The following is a 19,585-nucleotide window of genomic DNA, read 5'->3' on the forward strand; positions in this document are numbered from 1 at the left end:
CGCCTCAGGGGAGATTGCATGGAAAAGCGAATCCGGCGCGCCGCCTTCGGCGTGCTTTGTCTTCTGTCGTTTCAATTGTTTGCCGCCACGGTGTCGTTCGAAGACCTGGCGCGCCATGCGCAGTACAGCCAGGTCAAGATCTCGGCCGACGGTCATTACCTCGCCGCCACCACGGTGGTGAAGGGCAAGCCGATGCTCGCCCTGATCGATCTGGTCAATCACAAAGGCACCATGCTGAAGCCGCGCGAAGGCAATCAGGTGGTGGACTTCTGGTGGGTCAACGACCATCGCGTGCTCTATACCGAAGGCACCCAGGTGAGCGGCTGGGATCAGCCGTTCGCGACGGGCGAACTCTTTGCCGTGAACGGGGATGGCTCAAGCTCAGGCCTGTTGTTCGGTTACCGCGCGGGCACCAGCATGGGCAGCACGCGTACCCAAAAGGTGCAATCCGAGCGTGCCTCCGGCGAGCTGGTGAGCATCTTGCGCAACGGCGACCGCAATCACGTGATGATCGCCTCCAATTCGTGGGAGAGCGGCGCCGATGGTGCGTACACGCAGCTCTTCATCATGGATGTGAACAGCGGCATCAAGCGGCCGGTGGGCACGGCACCGCTGCGCAACGCCTCGTTCGTGGTCGACAACCATGGCGTGGCCCGTTTCGCCATGGGCTCGGATAGCCACGCTTATCCGGTGGTGTATTACCGCGAAGGCGAGGGCCAGCCATGGCAGTTGCTGTTCCAGGGCTCGGCCACGCGCGACGTGCCGTGGCCGGAAACCTTCAATCGCGATGACACCGTGGTCTACATGTCGTGCCCCAGCACTACTGCCGTAGGCGCGCTGTGTCCGTGGGACGTGGCGAGCAAGACCATGAAAGCGCCGGTATGGACGAACGACGTGACCGTTGGCGAACAGCTCATCCTCTCGCTGGACGGGCGTGATGTCGTGGGTATGTACGCCATGCCCGGGACGCCTTCGGCATCCGCGTTCGTCCCCGGCTCGGACACCATGAAGGCAATCGCCGCACTCAGCAAGGCGCTGCCCGGCGAAAGCGTGCGCATCGTTTCCAGCACGGAGGACGGCAGCAAGGCGGTGGCGCTGGCTTCCTCGGACATGGATCCGGGCACCTACTACCTGTGGGATGCCGCCACGGAAAAAGCCGAGCAACTGCTGCAGCGCGCGGACTGGATCAAGCCCAATCAGATGGCTTCCAAGCAGCCGATCGAATTCAAGGCGCGCGACGGCATGACCATCCACGGTTACCTGAGCATGCCGCCGGGTCGCGAAGAGGCCAAGCACGTGCCGCTGGTGGTGATGGTGCACGGCGGTCCGTTCGGCATCCGCGACGACTGGGAGTACGACCCCCTCGTGCAGGTGATGGCCACGCGCGGCTATGCGGTGTTGCAGGTGAACTTCCGCGGCTCGGGTGGTTACGGCGAGGGCTTCGAGCATGCCGGCTACCAGCAGTGGGGCGGCACCATGCAGGACGACGTGACCGATGCGACCCATTGGGCCATCGATCAGCGCATCGCCACGGCAGGACACATCTGCATCTTCGGCGCCAGCTATGGCGGCTACGCGGCACTGGAAGGCGCGGTGAAGGAGCCGGATCTCTATCGTTGTGCCGTCGGCTACGTGGGCGTCTACGACCTGGCCAAGATGTACACCGACGGCGACGTCTCCGATCGCATCTCCGGCAGGAACTTCCTGCGCAGCACGCTGGGCACCGATCCGGCGGTCTTGGCCGCCCACTCGCCGATCAACCAGCTGGACAAGCTCAAGGCCAGCGTGCTGCTCGTGGTAGGCGGGCAGGACCAGCGTGTGCCGCCCGTGCAGGGCGAGTCGCTGCACCGGGCGCTCGACAGCCGCGGCGTTGCACACGAGTGGCTGTACAAGGCTGGCGAAGCCCACGGTTTCTACGACGAGAAGAACAACGTGGAACTGTTTGAGCGCCTCACCCAGTTCCTCGATCGCAACATCGGTGGCAACGCTGCCGTGGCCGGCGCGCCCTGAAAAAGCACAAAGCCCACTCCCGTGAGGGAATGGGCTTTGTGTGCAAGGTCGTTCGAGGCGGCGGGCAGGCCCGCCGCCTCGAAATTCTCAGAACAACAACGACGCCATCCGACGGCGATAACGTCCGACCAGCTCCGCATCGTCGAGCGTGGTGAAGGCGGCCAGCAGGCGCTTTTTCGCCCCGCCCTCGTTCCAGTCGCGGGCCTTTTCCAGGATGGCCAGGAATTGATCCAGGCCGGCCGAAGCATCGCCCTCCAGCAACAGGCGCACGCCGAGCAGATCGCGTGCCGCCCAATCGCCGGCATCGGCCTGCACACGCTGCTGCAACTCCTGCAGCGACGGCGCGCCCTTCAGCGCGCGGGCCAGGTCCAACTGGCTGCGCAGGCGTACGGCACGCGCATCGGTGGCGAGGTTGGCGGGCAGCGAACTCAGCTCGGCCTCGGCGGCGTCCGCATTGCCCGCGCGCATCAGGGCCAGGGCGAGGTCGAGTTTCAGTTCCGCGCGCTCGGGCTCGGCCGCAATGGCTTGCTGGATGCGGTTGATCGCTTCCTCCGGCGACTCCGGCGCGGCTTCCACCTCGTCCGCGGCGCCATCGAGCGGCTGCACATGGCGTTGCAGGAACTCGCGCAACTGGCCTAGGGGCAGGGCGCCCTGGAAGCCATCGACGATCTGGCCGTCCTTCACCAGCATCACGGTGGGAATGCTGCGGATGCCGAACATGGCGGCGAGCTGTTGCGACTTGTCCACGTCGACCTTGGCCAGCCGGAACGCGCCATTGAACTCGCCGGCCAGTTTCTCCAGCATCGGGCCCAGCGTCTTGCAGGGTTCGCACCAGGTCGCCCAGAAATCGACCAGAATGGGCGTGGTCAGCGAGGCTTGCAGTACCTCGGCTTCGAAGTTGTCCTCGCGCACGTCGAACACGTGCGTATCGGCGGTCGTAGCACTCACTGGGAACTCCCGTAGACGAATGCCCTTCACATCAGGGCGTCAGCCAGCATATCAAGGTGGCCGGGCCCAGCGTGAACGCCGGGTTCGGCTCCCTGCGCCTATCGACACGGATATTTGCGAAAATCCCCCCCATGACCATGCCATCGCAAGGCCTCAAACCGGCGCTCGCTCCCCCCACGCTGTGGATTTGCGAGCATTGCGACACGGTCTACCGCCGCCGCAAGCTGGCGCGTGGCGAAGTGGCACGCTGTGTCCGCTGCGACGCCTTGCTCGCCCGGCACCACAGCATCGGCGTGCGCGGCATGTTCGTCCTGGTCATCACCGCGATGATCGCCTTCGTGCAGGCCAACATCTGGCCGATCGTGACGCTGGGCCTCAACGGCCATCAAATCAGCGCCACGCTGTGGGGCTGCATCATGATCATGTGGCGCGAGCATGCCCAGGTGGTGGCCGTGATCGCCGCGCTCACCTTGTTCTTCCTGCCCATCGTGAAGATGGGTTTCCTGTTCTGGATCTTGGCATACGCGCGCCAGCGCCGCCGTGCGCCGGGATTCCGCTGGATCATGGTCACGCTTTATCGGGTGGGGCCCTGGACGATGAGCGAGGTGTTCGTGCTCGGCGCGCTGGTGGCCATCGTCAAGGCGCACATGTATTTCGAGGTGCAGGCCAATCCGGGCATCTTCGCCTACGGCGTGCTGATGCTGATCATCACGGCGTTCTCCAGCATCGACGTGCGCCGCTTCTGGGATCTCACCGAGGAAACGCCGGCATGAGCGAACTGCCTCGCGCCAGCGATCTGGGCCTGATCGGTTGTCACGTCTGCCGCATGGTATGCCGCGACGTGAAGGCGCCGGATGCGGCCTGCCCGCGTTGCGGTTCGCCGCTGCACAAGCGCAAGTCGGGCAGCTATACCCGCACCTGGGCCTTGCTGATCGCCGCATTCATGTTCTACTTGCCCGCCAACATCCTGCCCATCATGCGCACGGTGAGCCTGGGCGACGTGGACGACAACACCATCCTCAGCGGCATCATCGAGCTGTGGGTCAAGGGTTCGCCCGATCTTGCCGTTATCGTCTTCACGGCCAGCATCGTGGTGCCGGTGTTGAAGTTCTTCGCGCTGGGCCTGTTGCTGATCAGCTCGCAACGCGGCAGCCAATGGGCGCAGCGCCAGCGGGGCAAGTTGTACCGGCTGGTGGAGTTCATCGGTTACTGGTCGATGCTGGACGTGTTCGTGGTGGCGCTGTTGACCGCGCTGGTGCAGTTTGGCTTCTTCAGCCAGGTGGAACCCCTGCCTGGTGTGGTGTTCTTCGGGCTCACCGTGGTGATTACCATGATCGCCTCGATGACGTTCGATCCACGATTGATCTGGGATGGCAGGGATTCCGATGACTAAGAGTCTGTATTCATATGCCAAGTACTTCGCGTTGCGCTTGAGCGGTCGCCTGGTGGTGGCGCGTGGCGCAGCGCCTGCCTGGCTGGCAGGTCAAGCCGCGCGCCACCGCCAGGCGACCGCTCAAGCGCAACCCTTCGGGCCGGGTCTGTTTGCCCACAGGGCCGCGTCATCACCCGGTCGTGTATCGACATACACTCCCTCGTTCTTTCTTGCCCTGCGTGCAAACAGCTTCCGGCGCGAGGCACTTGGCATATGAATACAGACTCTGACATCAAGCCGTTGAACGAGGACCTGCCCGAACCCGTGGTCAGCAAGCCGCGGGTGAACGCCTCGCTGGTCTGGCTGGTGCCGGTGATCGCCGCGCTGGTCGGCCTCTCGCTGGTGATCCACGCGTGGTACGAAGCGGGCCCCAGCATCAACATCAGCTTCCAGACCGCCGAAGGCCTCGATCCGGGCAAGACGCCGGTGAAGTACAAGAGCGTGATCATCGGCAAGGTGACCGCGGTGCGCCTCAGCGAAGACCGCACCCACGTGGTGGCCAAGGTCGGCCTGGAGAAGAGCGCCAAGGGTTTTGCCACGGCCGATTCGCGCTTCTGGGTGGTGCGTCCGCGCATCGGCCTGGGCGGCGTGTCCGGTATCGATACGCTGCTCTCCGGTGCGTTCATCGGCGCCGACGCGGGCCAGTCGCAGGAGCCCAAGGACGACTTCGTCGGCCTGGAGTCGCCACCGACGGTCACCCATGGCGCGCCGGGCAAGACCTTCGACCTGCACTCCGACGACCTCGGCTCGCTGGATATCGGCTCGCCCGTTTACTACCGCCGCATCCAGGTGGGACGCGTGTCGTCGTATCACCTCAACAAGGACGGCAAGGGCGTGACGCTGCAGATCTTCGTCGACGCGCCCAACGATCAGTTCGTCACCACCTCCTCGCGCTTCTGGAACGCCAGCGGCATCGACGTGTCGCTGGGTGCCGACGGCCTGAAGGTCAATACGCAGTCGCTCGCCACCGTGCTGGCGGGCGGCGTCGCCTTCCAGGATCCGCCGGGACCGCACGACGCCACGCATGCGCAGGAAAACGACGCTTTCACCCTGTTCAACGATCAGGCCACGGCGATGGCGCCGCCCGATGGCGAGCCGCGCTATATCCGCATGCGCTTCGACCAGTCGCTGCGCGGCCTGGCGGTGAACGCGCCGGTGGAATTCCTCGGCGTGCCGTTTGGCCGCGTGGTCTCCATCAACCTCGATTACGACGAGAAGACGCAGAGTTTCCCGACCATCGTGGGCGCGGTGGTGTATCCGGCGCGCCTGGGCAAGGCGTACAACAAGCTGGTGGAGATCGCCAAGTCGCAGGGCGACGACGAGCAGATGTCGATGATGATGGGCCGGCTGGTCGCCCGCGGCCTGCGCGCGCAGGCCCGCACCGGCAACCTGCTGACCGGCCAGCTGTACATCGCCATGGACTTCCTGCCCAAGGCAACCGCGGTGACCTTCGACGGGCGCGCCAAGCCGCTGGAAATACCCACGGCACCGGGCGACTTCGACAAGATCCAGCAGCAGATCTCCGACATCGTCAACAAGATCCAGAAGATTCCGTTCGACAGCATCGGCAACAACCTCGACCAGTCGCTGGCCGAACTTAACCGCACGCTCAAGCAGGTCAACAGCGGCGTGTTGCCGGAAGTCAGCAACACCCTCAAGGGCGCGCAGAAGACGCTGGGCAACGCGGACAACATGTTCTCGCCCGACTCGCAGCTGCAGCAGAACCTGGGCGGCACCTTGCAGGAATTGCAGCGCGCGGCGCGTTCGCTGCGCGTCATGACCGACTATCTGGGCGCGCATCCGGATGCGCTGCTGCGCGGCCGTCGTGCCGACGACAAACTGGCACCGACACCGCCGCCCGCACCGCCGCCGGGCGAACCGTCACAAGGGAGCAAGCCATGAAGCGCTGGGGAACGTTGAACCTGGCCGTCGCCACGCTGGCACTGGTCCTGGGTGCGTGCGGTTCGGCGCCGCCGCTGCGTTACTACACCCTGGTGCCGCCCGCGGGTGGCGACGCCACGGTGGCGCCCACGGCACAGTCGTTCCTGTTCGAGTTGCTGCCGGTGACGGTGCCGGCGCAGGTCGACCAGCCGCAGATGGTGGTGCGCGAGGGCGGCCAGGGTGTGGCCGTGCTGCAGGGCCAGCGCTGGATCGCACCGCTCGGCGACGAGGTGCGCGGTGCGCTTAGCGCCGACCTCTCGCGCGATTTCCGCGCCCAGGATGTGACCGGCCTGCCCAGCCAGGGCAAGGCGACCGTGCGGATCAAGCTGGACGTTCGCCGCTTCGATTCCGTACCGGGCAGCTATGCCTACATCGACGCAGCCTGGAGCGTGCGTCCGCTGAAGGGCGGCGACGGCGTGGCCTGCACCAGCCGCATCAGCCAGACCGTGGGCCAGGGCTACGACGCCCTGGTGCAGGGCCACCAGCAAGCGATCGATCGCCTGGCGGGGCAGATCGGTGCGGTGGCCGGTGCAGTGGCGGCCGGGCAGGGCGTGAGCTGTCCGGCGGGTTGACCTCAGGCCCATGTGGGAGCGCACTTGTGCGCGACGGCGACCTGCATGCCGCCGTTTCATCGGCTTGTCGCGCGCAAGCGCGGCTCCTACAGAAAAATCGTAGCCTTGACGCCGTTTTGCCACTGTTTGGCGCAGCCCCGACCCCAGTTCTGCTAGTCTGCCCAGTTCCCAGCTGACCATCGGAAAGGCCGGTGGCAGCCCGCAAAACTCACGGCGCCGGACACATGCAGGACATTCAGGATCAAGGGTCGCAGGACCAGGCAAACGAGCAGGGCTACCAGCCGCAGGCGCTGGAAATCGCCGCTCAGACCTATTGGCGCGAGCAGCGCGCCTACGAGGTGAAGGAAGACACCTCGCGGCCGAAGTTCTACTGCCTTTCCATGCTTCCGTATCCCTCCGGCGCCTTGCACATGGGCCATGTGCGCAACTACACCATTGGCGACGTGATCAGCCGCTACCAGCGCATGCAGGGCAAGAACGTGCTGCAGCCGATGGCCTGGGATGCGTTCGGCCTGCCGGCCGAGAACGCCGCGATCAAGAACAAGACCGCGCCGGCCAAGTGGACCTACCAGAACATCGAGCAGATGCGCGTGCAGATGCAGCGCATGGGCTTCGCCTATGACTGGTCCCGCGAATTCGCCACCTGCCGTCCCGACTATTACCGCTGGGAACAGTTGATGTTCACGCGGTTGATGAAGAAGGGCATGGCCTACCGCAAGAACGCGGTGGTGAACTGGGACCCGGTGGACCAGACCGTGCTGGCCAACGAGCAGGTGATCGACGGCCGCGGCTGGCGCTCCGGCGCGCTGGTCGAAAAGCGCGAGATCCCGCAGTGGTTCCTGAAGATCACCGACTACGCGCAGGAACTGCTCGACGGGCTGGACGCGCTGCCGGGCTGGCCCGATGCGGTCAAGACCATGCAGCGCAACTGGATCGGCCGTTCCGAAGGCCTGGAGATCCATTTCGAGGTGGATGGCGAGAGCGAACCGCTCACCGTCTTCACCACGCGTCCCGACACGCTGATGGGCGTCACCTTCGTTTCCATCGCGGGCGAACATCCGCTGGCGCTCAAGGCCGCACAGAACAATCCCAAGCTCGCCGCGTTCCTTGACGAACTCAAGCACGGCGGCGTCTCCGAAGCGGAGCTGGAGACGCAGGAAAAGCGCGGCATGGATACCGGCATCGAAGCCGTCCATCCGCTCACCGGCGAGAAGATCCCGGTGTTCGTGGCGAACTTCGTGTTGATGGGCTACGGCACCGGCGCCGTGATGGCCGTGCCGGGCCACGACCAGCGCGACTGGGAATTCGCCAAGAAATACAGCCTGCCGATCAAGATGGTGGTGGTCGACCGCGCCGTGCTCGACGCCGTGGCGGAAATCAAGCACGACCTCGGCAAGGGCGTCGGCGCCGATCCGATGCGCGCGGCGCTGGGCGGTGGCGGCAACATCGATGCGTACGAAACCTCGGCGGCCGTGCAGCTGATCGAAGCGTTCGAGCAGAGCATCCAGGAAGACAGCGCCTTTACCGAACGCGGCTACCTGGTCAATTCCGGCGAGTTCGACGGCATGGATTACGGCCAGGCGTTCGAGGCCATGGCCGCGCGCTTCGAGCGCGAGGACAAGGGCGTGCGCCGGGTGAACTGGCGCCTGCGCGACTGGGGCGTGAGCCGCCAGCGTTATTGGGGTTGCCCGATCCCGGTGATCTACTGCGCCAACTGCGACGCCGTGCCGGTGCCGGAAGACCAGTTGCCGGTGGTGCTGCCGGAAGACGTCGCGTTCTCCGGCGTGCAGTCGCCGATCAAGGCCGACCCCGAGTGGCGCAAGACCACCTGCCCGCAGTGCGGCGGTCCGGCCGAGCGCGAAACCGACACCTTCGACACCTTCATGGAGTCGAGCTGGTACTACGCGCGCTACACCAGTCCGGGCGCAAGCGACCAGGTCGACGCGCGCGCCAACTACTGGCTGCCGGTGGACCAGTACATCGGCGGCATCGAGCACGCCATCCTGCATCTGCTGTACTTCCGCTTCTATCACAAGCTGATGCGCGACGCGGGCCTGGTGCATTCGGACGAGCCCGCCACCAACCTGCTGTGCCAGGGCATGGTGATCGCCGAAACGTTCTATCGCGACAACGCCGACGGTTCGAAGGACTGGATCAACCCGGCCGACGTCGAGATCGAGCGCGACGACAAGGCGCGCATGATCGGTGCGCGTTCGAAGAAGGACGGTGAGCCGGTGAAGATCGGCGGCACCGAGAAGATGTCCAAGTCCAAGAACAATGGTGTCGACCCGCAGTCCATGGTGGAAAAGTACGGCGCCGATACGGTGCGCCTGTTCTCCATGTTCGCCGCGCCGCCGGAGCAGTCGCTGGAATGGAACGAGGCCGGCGTGGAAGGCATGGCGCGCTTCCTGCGCCGCTTCTGGCGCGACGTGACCACGCATGCGGCGAACCCGGATCATCCGGTGGTCGATCCGTCGGCGCTGGACGCCGGCCAGAAGACGCTGCGCCGCCAGGTGCACGAAACCATCCAGAAGGTGAGCGACGATTTCGGCCGCCGCCATTCCTTCAACACGGCGATTGCCGCGCTGATGGAACTGCTCAACGCGCTGAACAAGTTCAACGACCAGACCGATCAGGGCCGTGCCGTGCGCCACGAGGCGCTGGAGGCGATGGTCCTGCTGCTCAATCCGGTGGTGCCGCACGTGAGCCATGCGCTGTGGCAGGTGCTTGGCCATGCGCAGTCGGTGCTGGAAGATCAGCCCTGGCCGCAGGTGGACAGCGCCGCGCTGGTGCGCGACTCGCTCACGCTAGCGGTTCAGGTCAACGGCAAGTTGCGCGGTACCATCGAGGTGGCCGCCAATGCATCGAAAGAAGAATCCGAGGCGCTGGCCCGCGCGCATCCGCAAGTGGCCGCCTTCCTGGAAGGGCAGGCCGTGCGCAAGGTGATCGTGGTGCCCGGCAAGATCGTCAACATCGTCGCAGGATGAAATCCATGAGCCGTGTGTTCAAAGCTTCGCTGCTGTTGATGTCCGTCTCCGTGTTGGCAGCGTGCGGATTCCATCTGCGCCAGAGCGTCGCCTTGCCGCCTGCCATGCAGCGTGTGCATGTGACGGCCGGCAACCCCAACCTGCAGCGAGGCCTGGCTCGCGCGCTGTCGAGCTCCGGCGTGACGGTGGAAGAACATGCCGGCACGGGTATCGCGGAACTCAATGCACCGCTGGCCCAGTTCAGCACCGACACGCTGACGGTAAGCGGCCAGGCGCGCGTCACCGAGTACACCGTTCGCTACCACGTCGAGTTCGATGTGAAGGACGGCGTCGGCCAACCGCTGGTGCCGCATCAGCGCGTCGATCTGCAGCGCGAATTCAGTTACGACGCCACCAATACCGTCGGTACCCAGGCCCAGGTCGATGCGATCCAGGGCAGCCTCAACGACGACATGGTGCAGGCCATCCTGTTCCGACTGCAGGCCGCCGGCCGGCATCCGGGCCAGACGGCCGCCGCGGCGGCTGCGCAGGAAGCGCAGCCGGCTTCGGCCAGCAGCACCCACTAAGACGCCGAACCGTCATGCCGCTCAACGCCATGCAATGGCAGAAATCGCTGGCCGCCGAGCAACTGCGGCCGGTGTATCTGCTGGCGGGCGAAGAACTGCTGGTGCTGGAAGCGGCCGACGCGTTGCGTGCGCAGGCGCGCAAGCTCGGCTATGCCGAGCGCGAAGTGCTCGATGTCGGCAATCATTTCGACTGGGATGATCTGGCGCGAGCGGCCGCAGGCATGTCGCTGTTCGCCACGCGCCGCCTGCTCGACCTGCGTCTTCCCACCGGCCGTCCCGGCACCGAGGGCGCTAAGGCGATCAACGAGTTCTGCGCCAATCCGCCGCCCGACGTGACCCTGCTGATCACGGCCATGGACTGGAGCAACAAGCACGAGGGTGCCTGGACCCGGAACCTCGATGCGGCCGGTGCGCTGGTGGTGTTCAATGCGCCGCGCCCGAACGAATGGGCGTCGTGGATTGGTGCACGCCTGTCCTCTCGCGGGTTGTCCGCCACGCCGGATGCCGCGGCCCTGCTGGCCGAGCGCGTCGAGGGCAATCTGCTCGCCGCCGCGCAGGAAATCGACAAGCTGGTGGTGCTGCATGGCCAGGGCAAGATCGACGCGCAGGAGATGGAAAACCTCGTCGCCGACAGCGCTCGCTACGACGCCTTCAAACTCACCGACGCCGCCTTTGCCGGCGAAGGCGGCCGCGCGCTGCGTATCCTGGCGGGCCTGCATGCCGAGGGCGAGGAACTGATCGGCCTGATGGGCTGGCTGGTCAATCAGCTGCAACTCGCGCTGCGACTCGCCAATGCCCACGACTTCGCCGCGCAGGCACGCAGCGAACGCCTGTGGCCGGCGCGCGAACAACTGTTCCGCAAGGCACTGCGGCGTGCGCCGCGCGAACACTGGCTGCAATGCCTGGCACGCGCCGCGCGCATCGATCGCATGGCGAAGGGGCGTGAGCAAGGCGATGCCTGGCTGGAAGCCGAACGCCTGATCGCCGCCATCGCCGAACCGCGGGCTGCCGGCGCGCTCGCATGAAGCCGCTGGCCCTGTTCGGCGGCACCTTCGATCCCGTGCATCTGGGCCACCTCAGCGTGGCGTGGGAAGCATCCGAGCTGCTGGATGCCGAAGTGCGCCTGATGCCGACCCACGTGCCACCGCATCGCCATGCGCCCACGGCATCGCCCGCGCAGCGTGTGGCCATGTTGAAGGCGGCGCTGCAAGGCCAGGACCGGCTCACCCTCGACACGCGCGAACTGCGTCGCGAAGGTCCGTCCTACACCATCCACACGTTGCGCGAGTTGCGCGAAGAACAGGGCGATCGCCCGCTGGTATTGCTGCTGGGCGCCGACGCATTCGCCAACCTGCCCAGCTGGCACAGCTGGCGCGAACTGTTCGAGCATGCCCATATCGGCGTACTCAACCGGCCCGGCATCGACGCGGCATGGTCGGTGGAACTGGCCGTGGAAATCCTCCCGCGGCGCGTGACCGATCCTGATGTGCTGCGGGAATTGCCCGCAGGCAAGGTGATCGAGCTGGCCGTGACGCCGCTGGAGATTTCCGCGACTCGGGTGCGTGAGCTGCTGGCGGAAGGACGCGATCCCCGTTATCTGCTTCCTTGCGGGCTGTTCGACGATCCCACGGTGCTCGCGCCGTATCGCGCTTAGCGAAAGCAGCTTTGCAATGAAAGCCCGATTGGGCTGGGCTGTTGTGGGAGCGCACTTGCGCGCGACAACCTAACGGAGCGATACCTTGACGCGCACGCGTCGCGCACAAGTGCGCTCCCACAGGCAGGCGCACACGTTCCCGCGTGCACCCGACCCTCTCCCCGACGGGGAGAGGGAGAAGTGATGTGCACCGCTACGACGTCCTCGGCACAAACCGCAACGCCACCGAGTTCATGCAATAACGCAGTCCCGTCGGCCGCGGGCCATCATCGAACACATGTCCCAGATGGCTGTCGCATCCCGCGCAACTCACCGCAATGCGTTCCCAGCCAAACGTCGTGTCGCGTATCTCGATCACATTCTGCTTCGCGATCGGCTGCCAGAAACTCGGCCAGCCGGTGCCCGAATCGAACTGCGTGGCCGCGTCGAACAACGCCGTATCGCACGCCGGGCAACGGTAAAGGCCGGGACCCGTTTTTTCATGCCGACCGCTGAAGGCGCGTTCGGTGCCGGCGCGGCGCATCACATAGTACGCATCGTCGCTGAGGCGCTCATGCCATTGCGCATCGTTGAGCACCAGCTTGGGCACATGGCATTGCCCCAGCTTGCGGCCGTCGTCGGCGAAGCAGATCAGCAAGACGTCGCCGCCCGTGGCGGGCGGCGTGGCCGCCATCGCGGTGCCGCTGAGCGGGCCGTTCTTCAACAGCGTGGGTAGTGCAAAGCCTCCGATGGCAGCCAAAGCTCCTCCTGTCAGCGCTGCGCGCAGAAAGCGGCGACGCTCCAGTTTCACGATGTCCTGCGTGCGGGACATGGGAACCTCCATGAGGTTGGGAAATCAGCCGAACGTGAAGGCGTACGCCTGCACGCCGGGGTCGAGGAAGGTGATCTCGAACGTCCGCTCGCCGGTGCCGTTGGCCTGGCGAACCAGTTGATAGAGACGTTGCGAAGTCACCGTGCCGTTGCCGTCGGCATCGGTATCCATGCCGTGATCGTTGCCTGGCGCCTTGCCGTCGATGGTGACGCGGAAGCGCGCCGGCTTGTCGTCATGCAACGGTCCCAGCACCAGATGCAGGTCGCGTCCACGGAAGCGGTAGACGATGCTGCCGTTGGCGGCGTCGAGGCGCGCGCTCTCGTCGCGCACGGTCCAGCGGCCGTTCAACGCCCACTGGTTGGTCATCAAAGACGCGGGTGCGTGGTAGTTCCATGCATCGTCGTGCGCCACCTGGCCGCCCGCGAAATTCTCGGCACGTGCGTAACCGACATACGTCTCCGGCGAGCGCATGGCATCGCCCGAACCTGCTGCCTCGGCGCCTTGTGCGCCAGGCTGCACGTAGCCGCCCGGCAGGTTTTTCTGGCCGGCTTCGGTGAGCAACTGGCGGATCACGTCCTCGCTCTGCGCATACTCGCCTTCGCCGAAATGATGGTGACGGATCCGGCCCTGCGGATCGATGAAGTAATGCGCCGGCCAGTACTCGTTGTTGAAGCCTTTCCAGATCGCGTAGTTGTTGTCGAGCGCGACCGGATAATCGACGCCCAGATCCTTGATCGCCTTGCCGACGTTCTGCGGATCCTTCTCGAAGGCGAACTCGGGTGCGTGCACGCCGATCACCACCAGGCCGTGATCCTTGTACTTGTCGGCCCATGCATGCACATATGGCAAAGCACGAATGCAGTTGATGCAGGAGTACGTCCAGAAATCGACCAGCACCACCTTGCCGCGCAACGATTGCACCGACAGCGGCGGGCTGTTGAACCATTGCGTGGCGCCTTCCAGCGAAGGCAGCTCGCCCTCCACCGGCAACGGTTCGCCTTGCTTGACGACGGGTGCCGGCGGTGGCGCGGGACGGGCGGCGTCGATCAATTTCTGCTCGAGGCCACCGGTACTGGCCAGGGAGACGCGTGTCAGCAAGCCGGTATCCAGGCCCAACGCAATCGCCGCGACACCGGCCAGCACCAACACGCCCAAGGCGCGGCGCACCCATTCGCCGGCGCCCAGAGAGCGCTTCATCAGCGAAAACACGCGGCCGCCGATGATCAGCGCCAACGCCAAGGACGTGGCGGCACCGGCAGCGTAGGTAAGCAGCAGCAACGAGGTTTGCAGGCTGGCGCCGTTCAAGGCCGCGCCGGTCAGCAGGAGTCCAAGGATCGGGCCGGCACACGGCGCCCAGAGCAAGCCGGTGGCCACGCCCAGGCCGGCGGCGGACCAGACCGAATCGTGTTCGTCGGAGTGCTGCGAGAGTGTGTTGCCCAGCGCCACGAATGGGCGGCTGATCCACTCGGCCAGTCGCGTCGACAACAGCGTCAAACCCAGCACCGCCAACACCACCATGGCGATGACGCGCCCGTACTGGTTGGCCTGAATTGCCCAGCTACCGCCCACCGCTGCCAGCGTGGCGACCAACGCGAAAGTGAGCGCCATGCCCAGCAGCATCGGCAGGCCGTTGCGGGCAAACGGGCGATCGGCCCTGGCGAACACGAACGGCAGCACCGGCAGGATGCACGGGCTGAGGATGGTCAGTACGCCGCCAAGATAGGCGAGGATCAACACGAGCATGGTGCGGAGGTCCGTGGGGTGTCACCGGATCATTCGTCCCGGCTACGTCTCAGGTTACATGCGCCCCAACGGAAAAGGCCCGGCACAGGGCCGGGCCTCGTGGCTTGCGGTGAGGCGACGATCAGAAGCTGGCGCGGACGCCCACGCTATAGGTCTGGGTGCTGTCGTTGTTCACGCGCACACCGCCGTGCAGCGCCCAGGTCTTGTCGAAGCTGTAGACCAGGCCGAAGGTGCCGTACACGTTGCCCATCACGCCTTCATCGCCGTTGCTGTAGCCGATATAGGCGTTGGCGGTGAGGTTGTCGGTGACGCGGCCCATCACGCCGGTATTGACCGACCAGATGTTGGCGGCGTCGCGGTAGCGCTCGCAGCCCCAGCCATCGAAGCAGCCGCGCAGGCTATAGCGATCATGCGTGTAGGCAACCTGCGTCACCCAGTCGGCGCGGCTGCCGATGCTGGCGGCGTAACCGAAGCCCAGCGACCAGGGACGGTCCTTGCCGCTGACGTGAAGGCCATCGTGGTCGCCGAGCTGGCGGTCGATGTAGCCCTTGTCGAGGCTGGTGTCGGTATAGCTGCCGAATACATGGAAATTATTGGCAAACTGATACGAACCGCTCAGCGACGCGCCATCGGCGTAAGCGCCATGTCCCGACTGGCTCACATTGACGTAATCCAGCTGCACATAGGTGTAGCAGATGCCGTTGCTGTCGGTGGCCTGGGCAGCGATAGGAGCGATGAAAGCGGCAAGCGCCATCGCCAGCAAGGTCTTCTTCATGCGGGTCTTCCTTGGGATTGAAAAGCGAACGGTCTGTGGGGTGCGGACTCGGCGCGCATTAGGCCAGCAGCGGGCAGGCGCGCACCATCGGAAGCCTCTGAAAAGGCTGGTGACCGTGCAATTCAGGGAACCTCTACGTCGTATCGGGGAAGGGGCGGATAGCGCCCCGGAGGTAACCGGGGTCGGCTTCGGGTCGAATAGGTCAAGAGGATCTGCGACGCCCGGATATGACTGCCACCTTGACCGCACCCCGCACGATAGGTCTAGATATCGTCCTTTCCCGCTGGGCTAGGACCGATTCCATCGTGAGCGATGCTGCAGCCCCCGACGGCGACACGCAGGAGCGCCAGCGCGCCGCGTGGATGGCTGCGGCGCAAGGCGGCGATCGTCGGGCCTATGAACGGGTGCTGGCCGCTTCCGTGCCGCTGATCCGCGCTGCCGCGCGACGTCAGGGCGTGGTGGTGGACCAACTGGACGACGTGGTGCAGGAAACCCTGCTCACCGTGCACCGGGTACGCCATACCTACGATCCGTCGCGCTCGTATGACGCATGGTTGTCGGCGCTGGCATCGCGGCGCGCCATCGACGCGCTGCGCAGCCAGGGGCGCCGCGGCAGCCGCGAGGTCCACGACGAGCTGGCCTATGACACGCATGCGGACGCGGACGACGCCACGGCGGCCGCGGAGCGCGAGCAAGAGGCGGGCCGCCTGCGCGAGGCCATCGCCTCGCTGCCGCCGGGCCAGCGCGAAGCCATCGAACAGCTCGGCCTGAAAGAGCGTTCGCTGGCCGAGGTATCCGCCGAAACAGGGCGCCAGACCGGTGCGCTGAAGGTCAACCTGCATCGCGCACTAAAGGCACTGCGCGCGCGTTTTCACGGAGAACCCTGAGCATCATGGCCGAACCCCGACTCCCCGAGTCACTGATCCAGTCGCTGGGCGAACAGCTCACGCCGGTGCGGCGACTGCCGCCCGCGTGGTTGCGCACGCTCGGCTGGCTGCTGGCAGTGGCGGTGATCGCGGCCGGCCTGCTGATGCACTACGGCGCCGGCCCGATGATGCATCGCTGGAGCGCGGCCCCCGATATCGCCATCGCCGGCGTGGGTGCGGTGATCACGGCGGTCAGTGCCGCCTGGGCAGCCTTCACCCTGGGTGTGCCGGGACGTTCCTGGCGCTGGGTCTGGCTGCCGTTGCCCAGCCTGTTGCTATGGGTAGGTGCCAGCGGGCTGGGTTGCATGCGCGACTGGCTGGGGCCGACCGCCCACATCGCCAAATTCAACGAGGCCAGCGATTGCCTGATCTTCATCATCAGCCTCTCGGTGCCCTTGTCGGCGCTGTTGATCTGGCTGCTGCGCCGCGCCTGTCCGCTGCGTCCGGTGCTGGCGGCGATCATGATCGGCCTGGCGTCGGCGGCGGCTTCCGCGGCCTTGCTCGAGATCTGCCACGCCTTTGCCGTAGCGGCCACCGATCTGCTCACCCACGCGATGGCCGTCGCCATCGTGGTGCTGGTCAATGCCGTCATGGGCGGCCGCCTGCTGCAGCCTGCATTGAAATAAAAGCAGCGTTTGCGGCATCCGCTCCAAGGTGCGTGATCCCCTGAAAACAGGCTGCTGCGTCGCAGCAGCCGTGTGTTGCGTCAAGGCGCTGGCGGGTGCCGCGCAGGCAGGCGATCGACGACTGCCACAGCGAGAAGCAGGCGGATGCATCGCGCCGCCTCGCACCATCGCATGCACCGCAACAATCGCAATTTATTGCTGCCGCGCAGCCCGTATTGCAACTGAATGGCCGTCATTGCGTGAGACAACCAAGGGCCATGCATGGGTATAGGCTGCGCAGCGGAAGGACCGGCAATGATTATCTTCGCCGCCGGTTTGCCGTCGTCGTTCGGCAAGGACGATCACGGTTGTTGCATGGAAGTGCGGCCCCACCGCACGGTTACCTCACCGCTTCTGGAGACACCTACCCATGAAAGTTTCCCGTTACGCCGTACTCGCCTTCGCGACCGCCACCGTGTTCGGCCTGGCCATGTCGCCGGTCATGGCACAGAACAGCGCGCCGCAGTCGACCCCGCCGCAGTCGAGCCAGGATGCGATGAAGTCCAGCTCGGACGCGATGAAGTCCAGCAGCGACTCGATGAAGAGCGATTCGATGAAGAGCGACTCGATGAGCAGCGACGCCATGAAGAGCGATCCCAGCCAGACGCATCACAAGAAGCAGCACAACAAGAAGAGCGGCGCGCCCGCCTCGTCGTCCAGCGCCGGTCACTGATACCGACGCGCGGAGAAGTGAGGCTCTTCCCGCGAGGGGAGAGCCTCTTTTTTTCCATGGACCGGGCCGCAGCGATTGCTGTCACGGAAGGCATTTGTTGCCGTTCAGGGCGAGGCGAGCGGGCGTTCTTAAAAGCGACGCTGGCCGTCGCCAGCCCCGCCAGGGAGGCGCCCGCGGTCCAGGCGGTTCGACCGGTTGACATGGGCTTCAAACTGGTCCGGTATACTGCGGGTGCGCCATCCCGCGCGTCGATCCCGCATCGAGGCAAAAGCACTTGAGTCAGACTGCCAAGCGCAGCACCAAATCCGCCACCACGGCGGTCGTTCGTCAGCAAGTCATCAACGCGCTGGACGAATTGAAGGCCAAGGACATTCGTGAAATCGACGTCCGCGGCAAGACCTCCATCGCCGATCTGCTGGTCATCGCTTCCGGCACCTCCGCGCGCCACGTCAAATCCATTGCCGACGAAGTCGTCAAGTTCGCCAAGCAGGCGGGCGTGATGCCGCTCGGCGTGGAAGGCGAGCGCGAAGCCGAATGGGTACTGGTGGACCTGGGTGACGTGATCGTTCACGTCATGCTGCCGCGCATTCGCGAGTTCTATGGCCTGGAAAGGCTGTGGACCGTGGGTGATCGCGAAGTAGACACCGAAGTCGCCAACGCGGGCTGATGGCCTGCGCGCTGGCGGCGAATGCCGCGCTCCGTTCCACGGGCGCGGCTTCCCCCTTGTTTCCCCGATTTTTGGATCGTGATTCATGCGCGCCCGCCTGATCGCCGTCGGTGAACGCATGCCTGCGTGGGTAGCCGAAGGCTTTGCCGAATACCGCAAGCGGCTATCGCACGACCTCCCGCTGGAATTGATCGAGCTCAAGCCCGGCACTCGCGGCAAGGGGCGCGATGATGCGCGCGCGATCCAGGATGAAGGCGCTGCGATGCTGGCAGCCTTGCCGCGCGACATCCACGTGGTTGCGCTCGATGGGCGCGGCAAGACCTGGTCCAGCGAAGAGCTAGCCGCGCAGCTGGCCAAATGGCGCATGTCCGGACGCGATATCGCGTTTCTCATCGGCGGTCCCGACGGCCACGCGCCTGAGGTGTTGCAGCGGGCCGATCAATCGTGGTCGCTGGGGCCGCTGACGCTGCCGCACATGCTGGTGCGGCTGGTGCTGGCCGAACAGCTCTATCGCGCCACCACCTTGCTGGCGGGACACCCGTACCACCGCGCTTAGGCCGTGGCTTCATCCGCCAACGGCGAGGGCGTCGTCCGATGTGCCGCCCGAGCGTTTTTTCCCTCGAAAGTGGTCATAGGCGCGCCTGGGACGCCCACGCATACTGGCTTCAACACCGCCATTGCGAGGATCCGCGCATGTCCGTCCCGGTACGCCAGGCCACCATTCACGACCTCGATCGGATCGCGCCGCTGTTCGACGCGTACCGGGTGTTCTATGGCCAGCCGACGGATATCCCGCGCGCCACGCAATTCCTGCGCGAACGCTTTGCGCATCACGACTCGGTGGTGCTGCTGGCGACGGATGAGGAGGGCGCGGGGGCGGGATTCGTGCAGCTGTATCCGATCTTTTCCTCGGTGCGCACGGCACGCATCTACCTGCTCAATGATCTTTTTGTCGCAGCGGGCATGCGCCGACGCGGTGTGGCTGCGACCTTGATGCGCGAAGCGGTGGACTTCGCGCGTGCGGTGGGCGCATCGGGCATGACCCTCGCCACGGCGCACACCAACGCGCCCGCGCAGCGTTTGTACGAGTCGTTGGGGTGGACGCGCGATGACGAATTTCGCGAGTACACCATTCGGTTCTGAATTGCTCCGATTCTGAAAACATCGACCATCGTCGGGCTTGCCAGGAGTTCGAGGTTTCCGCGCGCTACCATC

At 65.4% G+C, this 19,585-nt stretch carries 19 protein-coding genes; 15 read left to right on the forward strand and 4 right to left on the reverse strand.

All coding sequences use genetic code 11. The features are described 5' to 3' along the window. The first annotated feature begins 18 nt into the window (after positions 1 to 18). Complete coding sequence (locus ISP20_RS06040; protein WP_204635167.1) at positions 19 to 2,010, forward strand: alpha/beta hydrolase family protein; 1,992 nt, start codon at positions 19 to 21, stop codon at positions 2,008 to 2,010. 87 nt (positions 2,011 to 2,097) lie between these two features. Here the strand turns inward: ISP20_RS06040 and trxA are convergent, their stop codons facing one another. Beyond that, on the reverse strand, positions 2,098 to 2,958 hold the full coding sequence (trxA, locus tag ISP20_RS06045; RefSeq protein WP_204635168.1) for a thioredoxin: 861 nt from the start codon (positions 2,956 to 2,958) through the stop codon (positions 2,098 to 2,100). A 131-nt stretch (positions 2,959 to 3,089) separates the two neighbouring features. Here trxA and ISP20_RS06050 point away from each other — a divergent pair, with 131 nt between their 5' ends. The 8 genes from ISP20_RS06050 to nadD all read left to right on the forward strand — a co-directional run bounded on the left by ISP20_RS06050 (position 3,090) and on the right by nadD (position 12,110). Further along, positions 3,090 to 3,731 (forward strand): paraquat-inducible protein A, encoded by a 642-nt coding sequence (locus ISP20_RS06050; protein WP_204635169.1) that lies wholly within the window; start codon positions 3,090 to 3,092, stop codon positions 3,729 to 3,731. Further along, positions 3,728 to 4,351 (forward strand): paraquat-inducible protein A, encoded by a 624-nt coding sequence (locus ISP20_RS06055; protein WP_204635170.1) that lies wholly within the window; start codon positions 3,728 to 3,730, stop codon positions 4,349 to 4,351. Before ISP20_RS06050 ends, ISP20_RS06055 begins: the two co-directional genes overlap by 4 nt. 252 nt (positions 4,352 to 4,603) lie before the next feature. Further along, a complete protein-coding gene (locus ISP20_RS06060; RefSeq protein WP_204635171.1) occupies positions 4,604 to 6,292 on the forward strand; it encodes a PqiB family protein in 1,689 nt (562 codons plus the stop codon). Continuing rightward, positions 6,289 to 6,903, forward strand: coding sequence for a PqiC family protein (locus ISP20_RS06065; protein WP_204635172.1), 615 nt, complete (start codon positions 6,289 to 6,291; stop codon positions 6,901 to 6,903). The genes ISP20_RS06060 and ISP20_RS06065 overlap by 4 nt, the downstream gene beginning before the upstream one ends. 224 nt (positions 6,904 to 7,127) lie before the next feature. Beyond that, positions 7,128 to 9,890: a leucine--tRNA ligase gene (leuS, locus tag ISP20_RS06070; protein WP_204635173.1), complete on the forward strand. Its 2,763-nt coding sequence runs from the start codon at positions 7,128 to 7,130 to the stop codon at positions 9,888 to 9,890. Positions 9,891 to 9,895: 5 nt separating this feature from the next. Next, complete coding sequence (locus ISP20_RS06075; protein WP_204635174.1) at positions 9,896 to 10,456, forward strand: LPS-assembly lipoprotein LptE; 561 nt, start codon at positions 9,896 to 9,898, stop codon at positions 10,454 to 10,456. 14 nt (positions 10,457 to 10,470) lie between these two features. Next, entirely contained in the window at positions 10,471 to 11,481 is a 1,011-nt protein-coding gene (holA, locus tag ISP20_RS06080; RefSeq protein ID WP_204635175.1) for a DNA polymerase III subunit delta, read from the forward strand. Continuing rightward, on the forward strand, positions 11,478 to 12,110 hold the full coding sequence (nadD, locus tag ISP20_RS06085) for a nicotinate-nucleotide adenylyltransferase (protein WP_204635176.1): 633 nt from the start codon (positions 11,478 to 11,480) through the stop codon (positions 12,108 to 12,110). The genes holA and nadD overlap by 4 nt, the downstream gene beginning before the upstream one ends. Positions 12,111 to 12,303: 193 nt before the next feature. On the opposite strand, the gene msrB is transcribed toward nadD, so the two are convergent. The 3 genes from msrB to ISP20_RS06100 form a co-directional block, all read right to left on the reverse strand. Next, on the reverse strand, positions 12,304 to 12,921 hold the full coding sequence (gene msrB / locus ISP20_RS06090) for a peptide-methionine (R)-S-oxide reductase MsrB (RefSeq protein ID WP_204635177.1): 618 nt from the start codon (positions 12,919 to 12,921) through the stop codon (positions 12,304 to 12,306). 24 nt (positions 12,922 to 12,945) lie between these two features. After that, positions 12,946 to 14,664, reverse strand: coding sequence for a cytochrome c biogenesis protein DipZ (locus ISP20_RS06095; RefSeq protein ID WP_204635178.1), 1,719 nt, complete (start codon positions 14,662 to 14,664; stop codon positions 12,946 to 12,948). A gap of 121 nt (positions 14,665 to 14,785) precedes the next feature. Then, positions 14,786 to 15,439 carry a hypothetical protein gene (locus ISP20_RS06100; protein ID WP_204635179.1) on the reverse strand — a complete coding sequence of 218 codons (654 nt, stop codon included), beginning with the start codon at positions 15,437 to 15,439 and terminating at the stop codon, positions 14,786 to 14,788. A gap of 362 nt (positions 15,440 to 15,801) precedes the next feature. On the opposite strand from ISP20_RS06100, the gene ISP20_RS06105 reads away from it, so the two are divergent. The 6 genes from ISP20_RS06105 to ISP20_RS06130 all read left to right on the forward strand — a co-directional run bounded on the left by ISP20_RS06105 (position 15,802) and on the right by ISP20_RS06130 (position 19,513). Further along, positions 15,802 to 16,326: a sigma-70 family RNA polymerase sigma factor gene (locus tag ISP20_RS06105; RefSeq protein ID WP_239535535.1), complete on the forward strand. Its 525-nt coding sequence runs from the start codon at positions 15,802 to 15,804 to the stop codon at positions 16,324 to 16,326. A 5-nt stretch (positions 16,327 to 16,331) separates the two neighbouring features. Next, positions 16,332 to 16,991, forward strand: coding sequence for an NrsF family protein (locus ISP20_RS06110; protein WP_204635181.1), 660 nt, complete (start codon positions 16,332 to 16,334; stop codon positions 16,989 to 16,991). 409 nt (positions 16,992 to 17,400) lie between these two features. Continuing rightward, a complete protein-coding gene (locus ISP20_RS06115) occupies positions 17,401 to 17,703 on the forward strand; it encodes a hypothetical protein (protein ID WP_204635182.1) in 303 nt (100 codons plus the stop codon). Between the two features lie 274 nt (positions 17,704 to 17,977). Further along, positions 17,978 to 18,370 carry a ribosome silencing factor gene (gene rsfS, locus ISP20_RS06120; RefSeq protein WP_204635183.1) on the forward strand — a complete coding sequence of 131 codons (393 nt, stop codon included), beginning with the start codon at positions 17,978 to 17,980 and terminating at the stop codon, positions 18,368 to 18,370. A gap of 85 nt (positions 18,371 to 18,455) precedes the next feature. Next, on the forward strand, positions 18,456 to 18,926 hold the full coding sequence (gene rlmH, locus ISP20_RS06125) for a 23S rRNA (pseudouridine(1915)-N(3))-methyltransferase RlmH (RefSeq protein WP_204635184.1): 471 nt from the start codon (positions 18,456 to 18,458) through the stop codon (positions 18,924 to 18,926). Positions 18,927 to 19,063: 137 nt separating this feature from the next. Beyond that, positions 19,064 to 19,513, forward strand: coding sequence for a GNAT family N-acetyltransferase (locus ISP20_RS06130; RefSeq protein ID WP_204635185.1), 450 nt, complete (start codon positions 19,064 to 19,066; stop codon positions 19,511 to 19,513). Positions 19,514 to 19,585 lie beyond the last annotated feature (72 nt).

This window comes from Dyella kyungheensis (genome assembly GCF_016905005.1).
GTDB classification, from domain to species: domain Bacteria; phylum Pseudomonadota; class Gammaproteobacteria; order Xanthomonadales; family Rhodanobacteraceae; genus Dyella; species Dyella kyungheensis.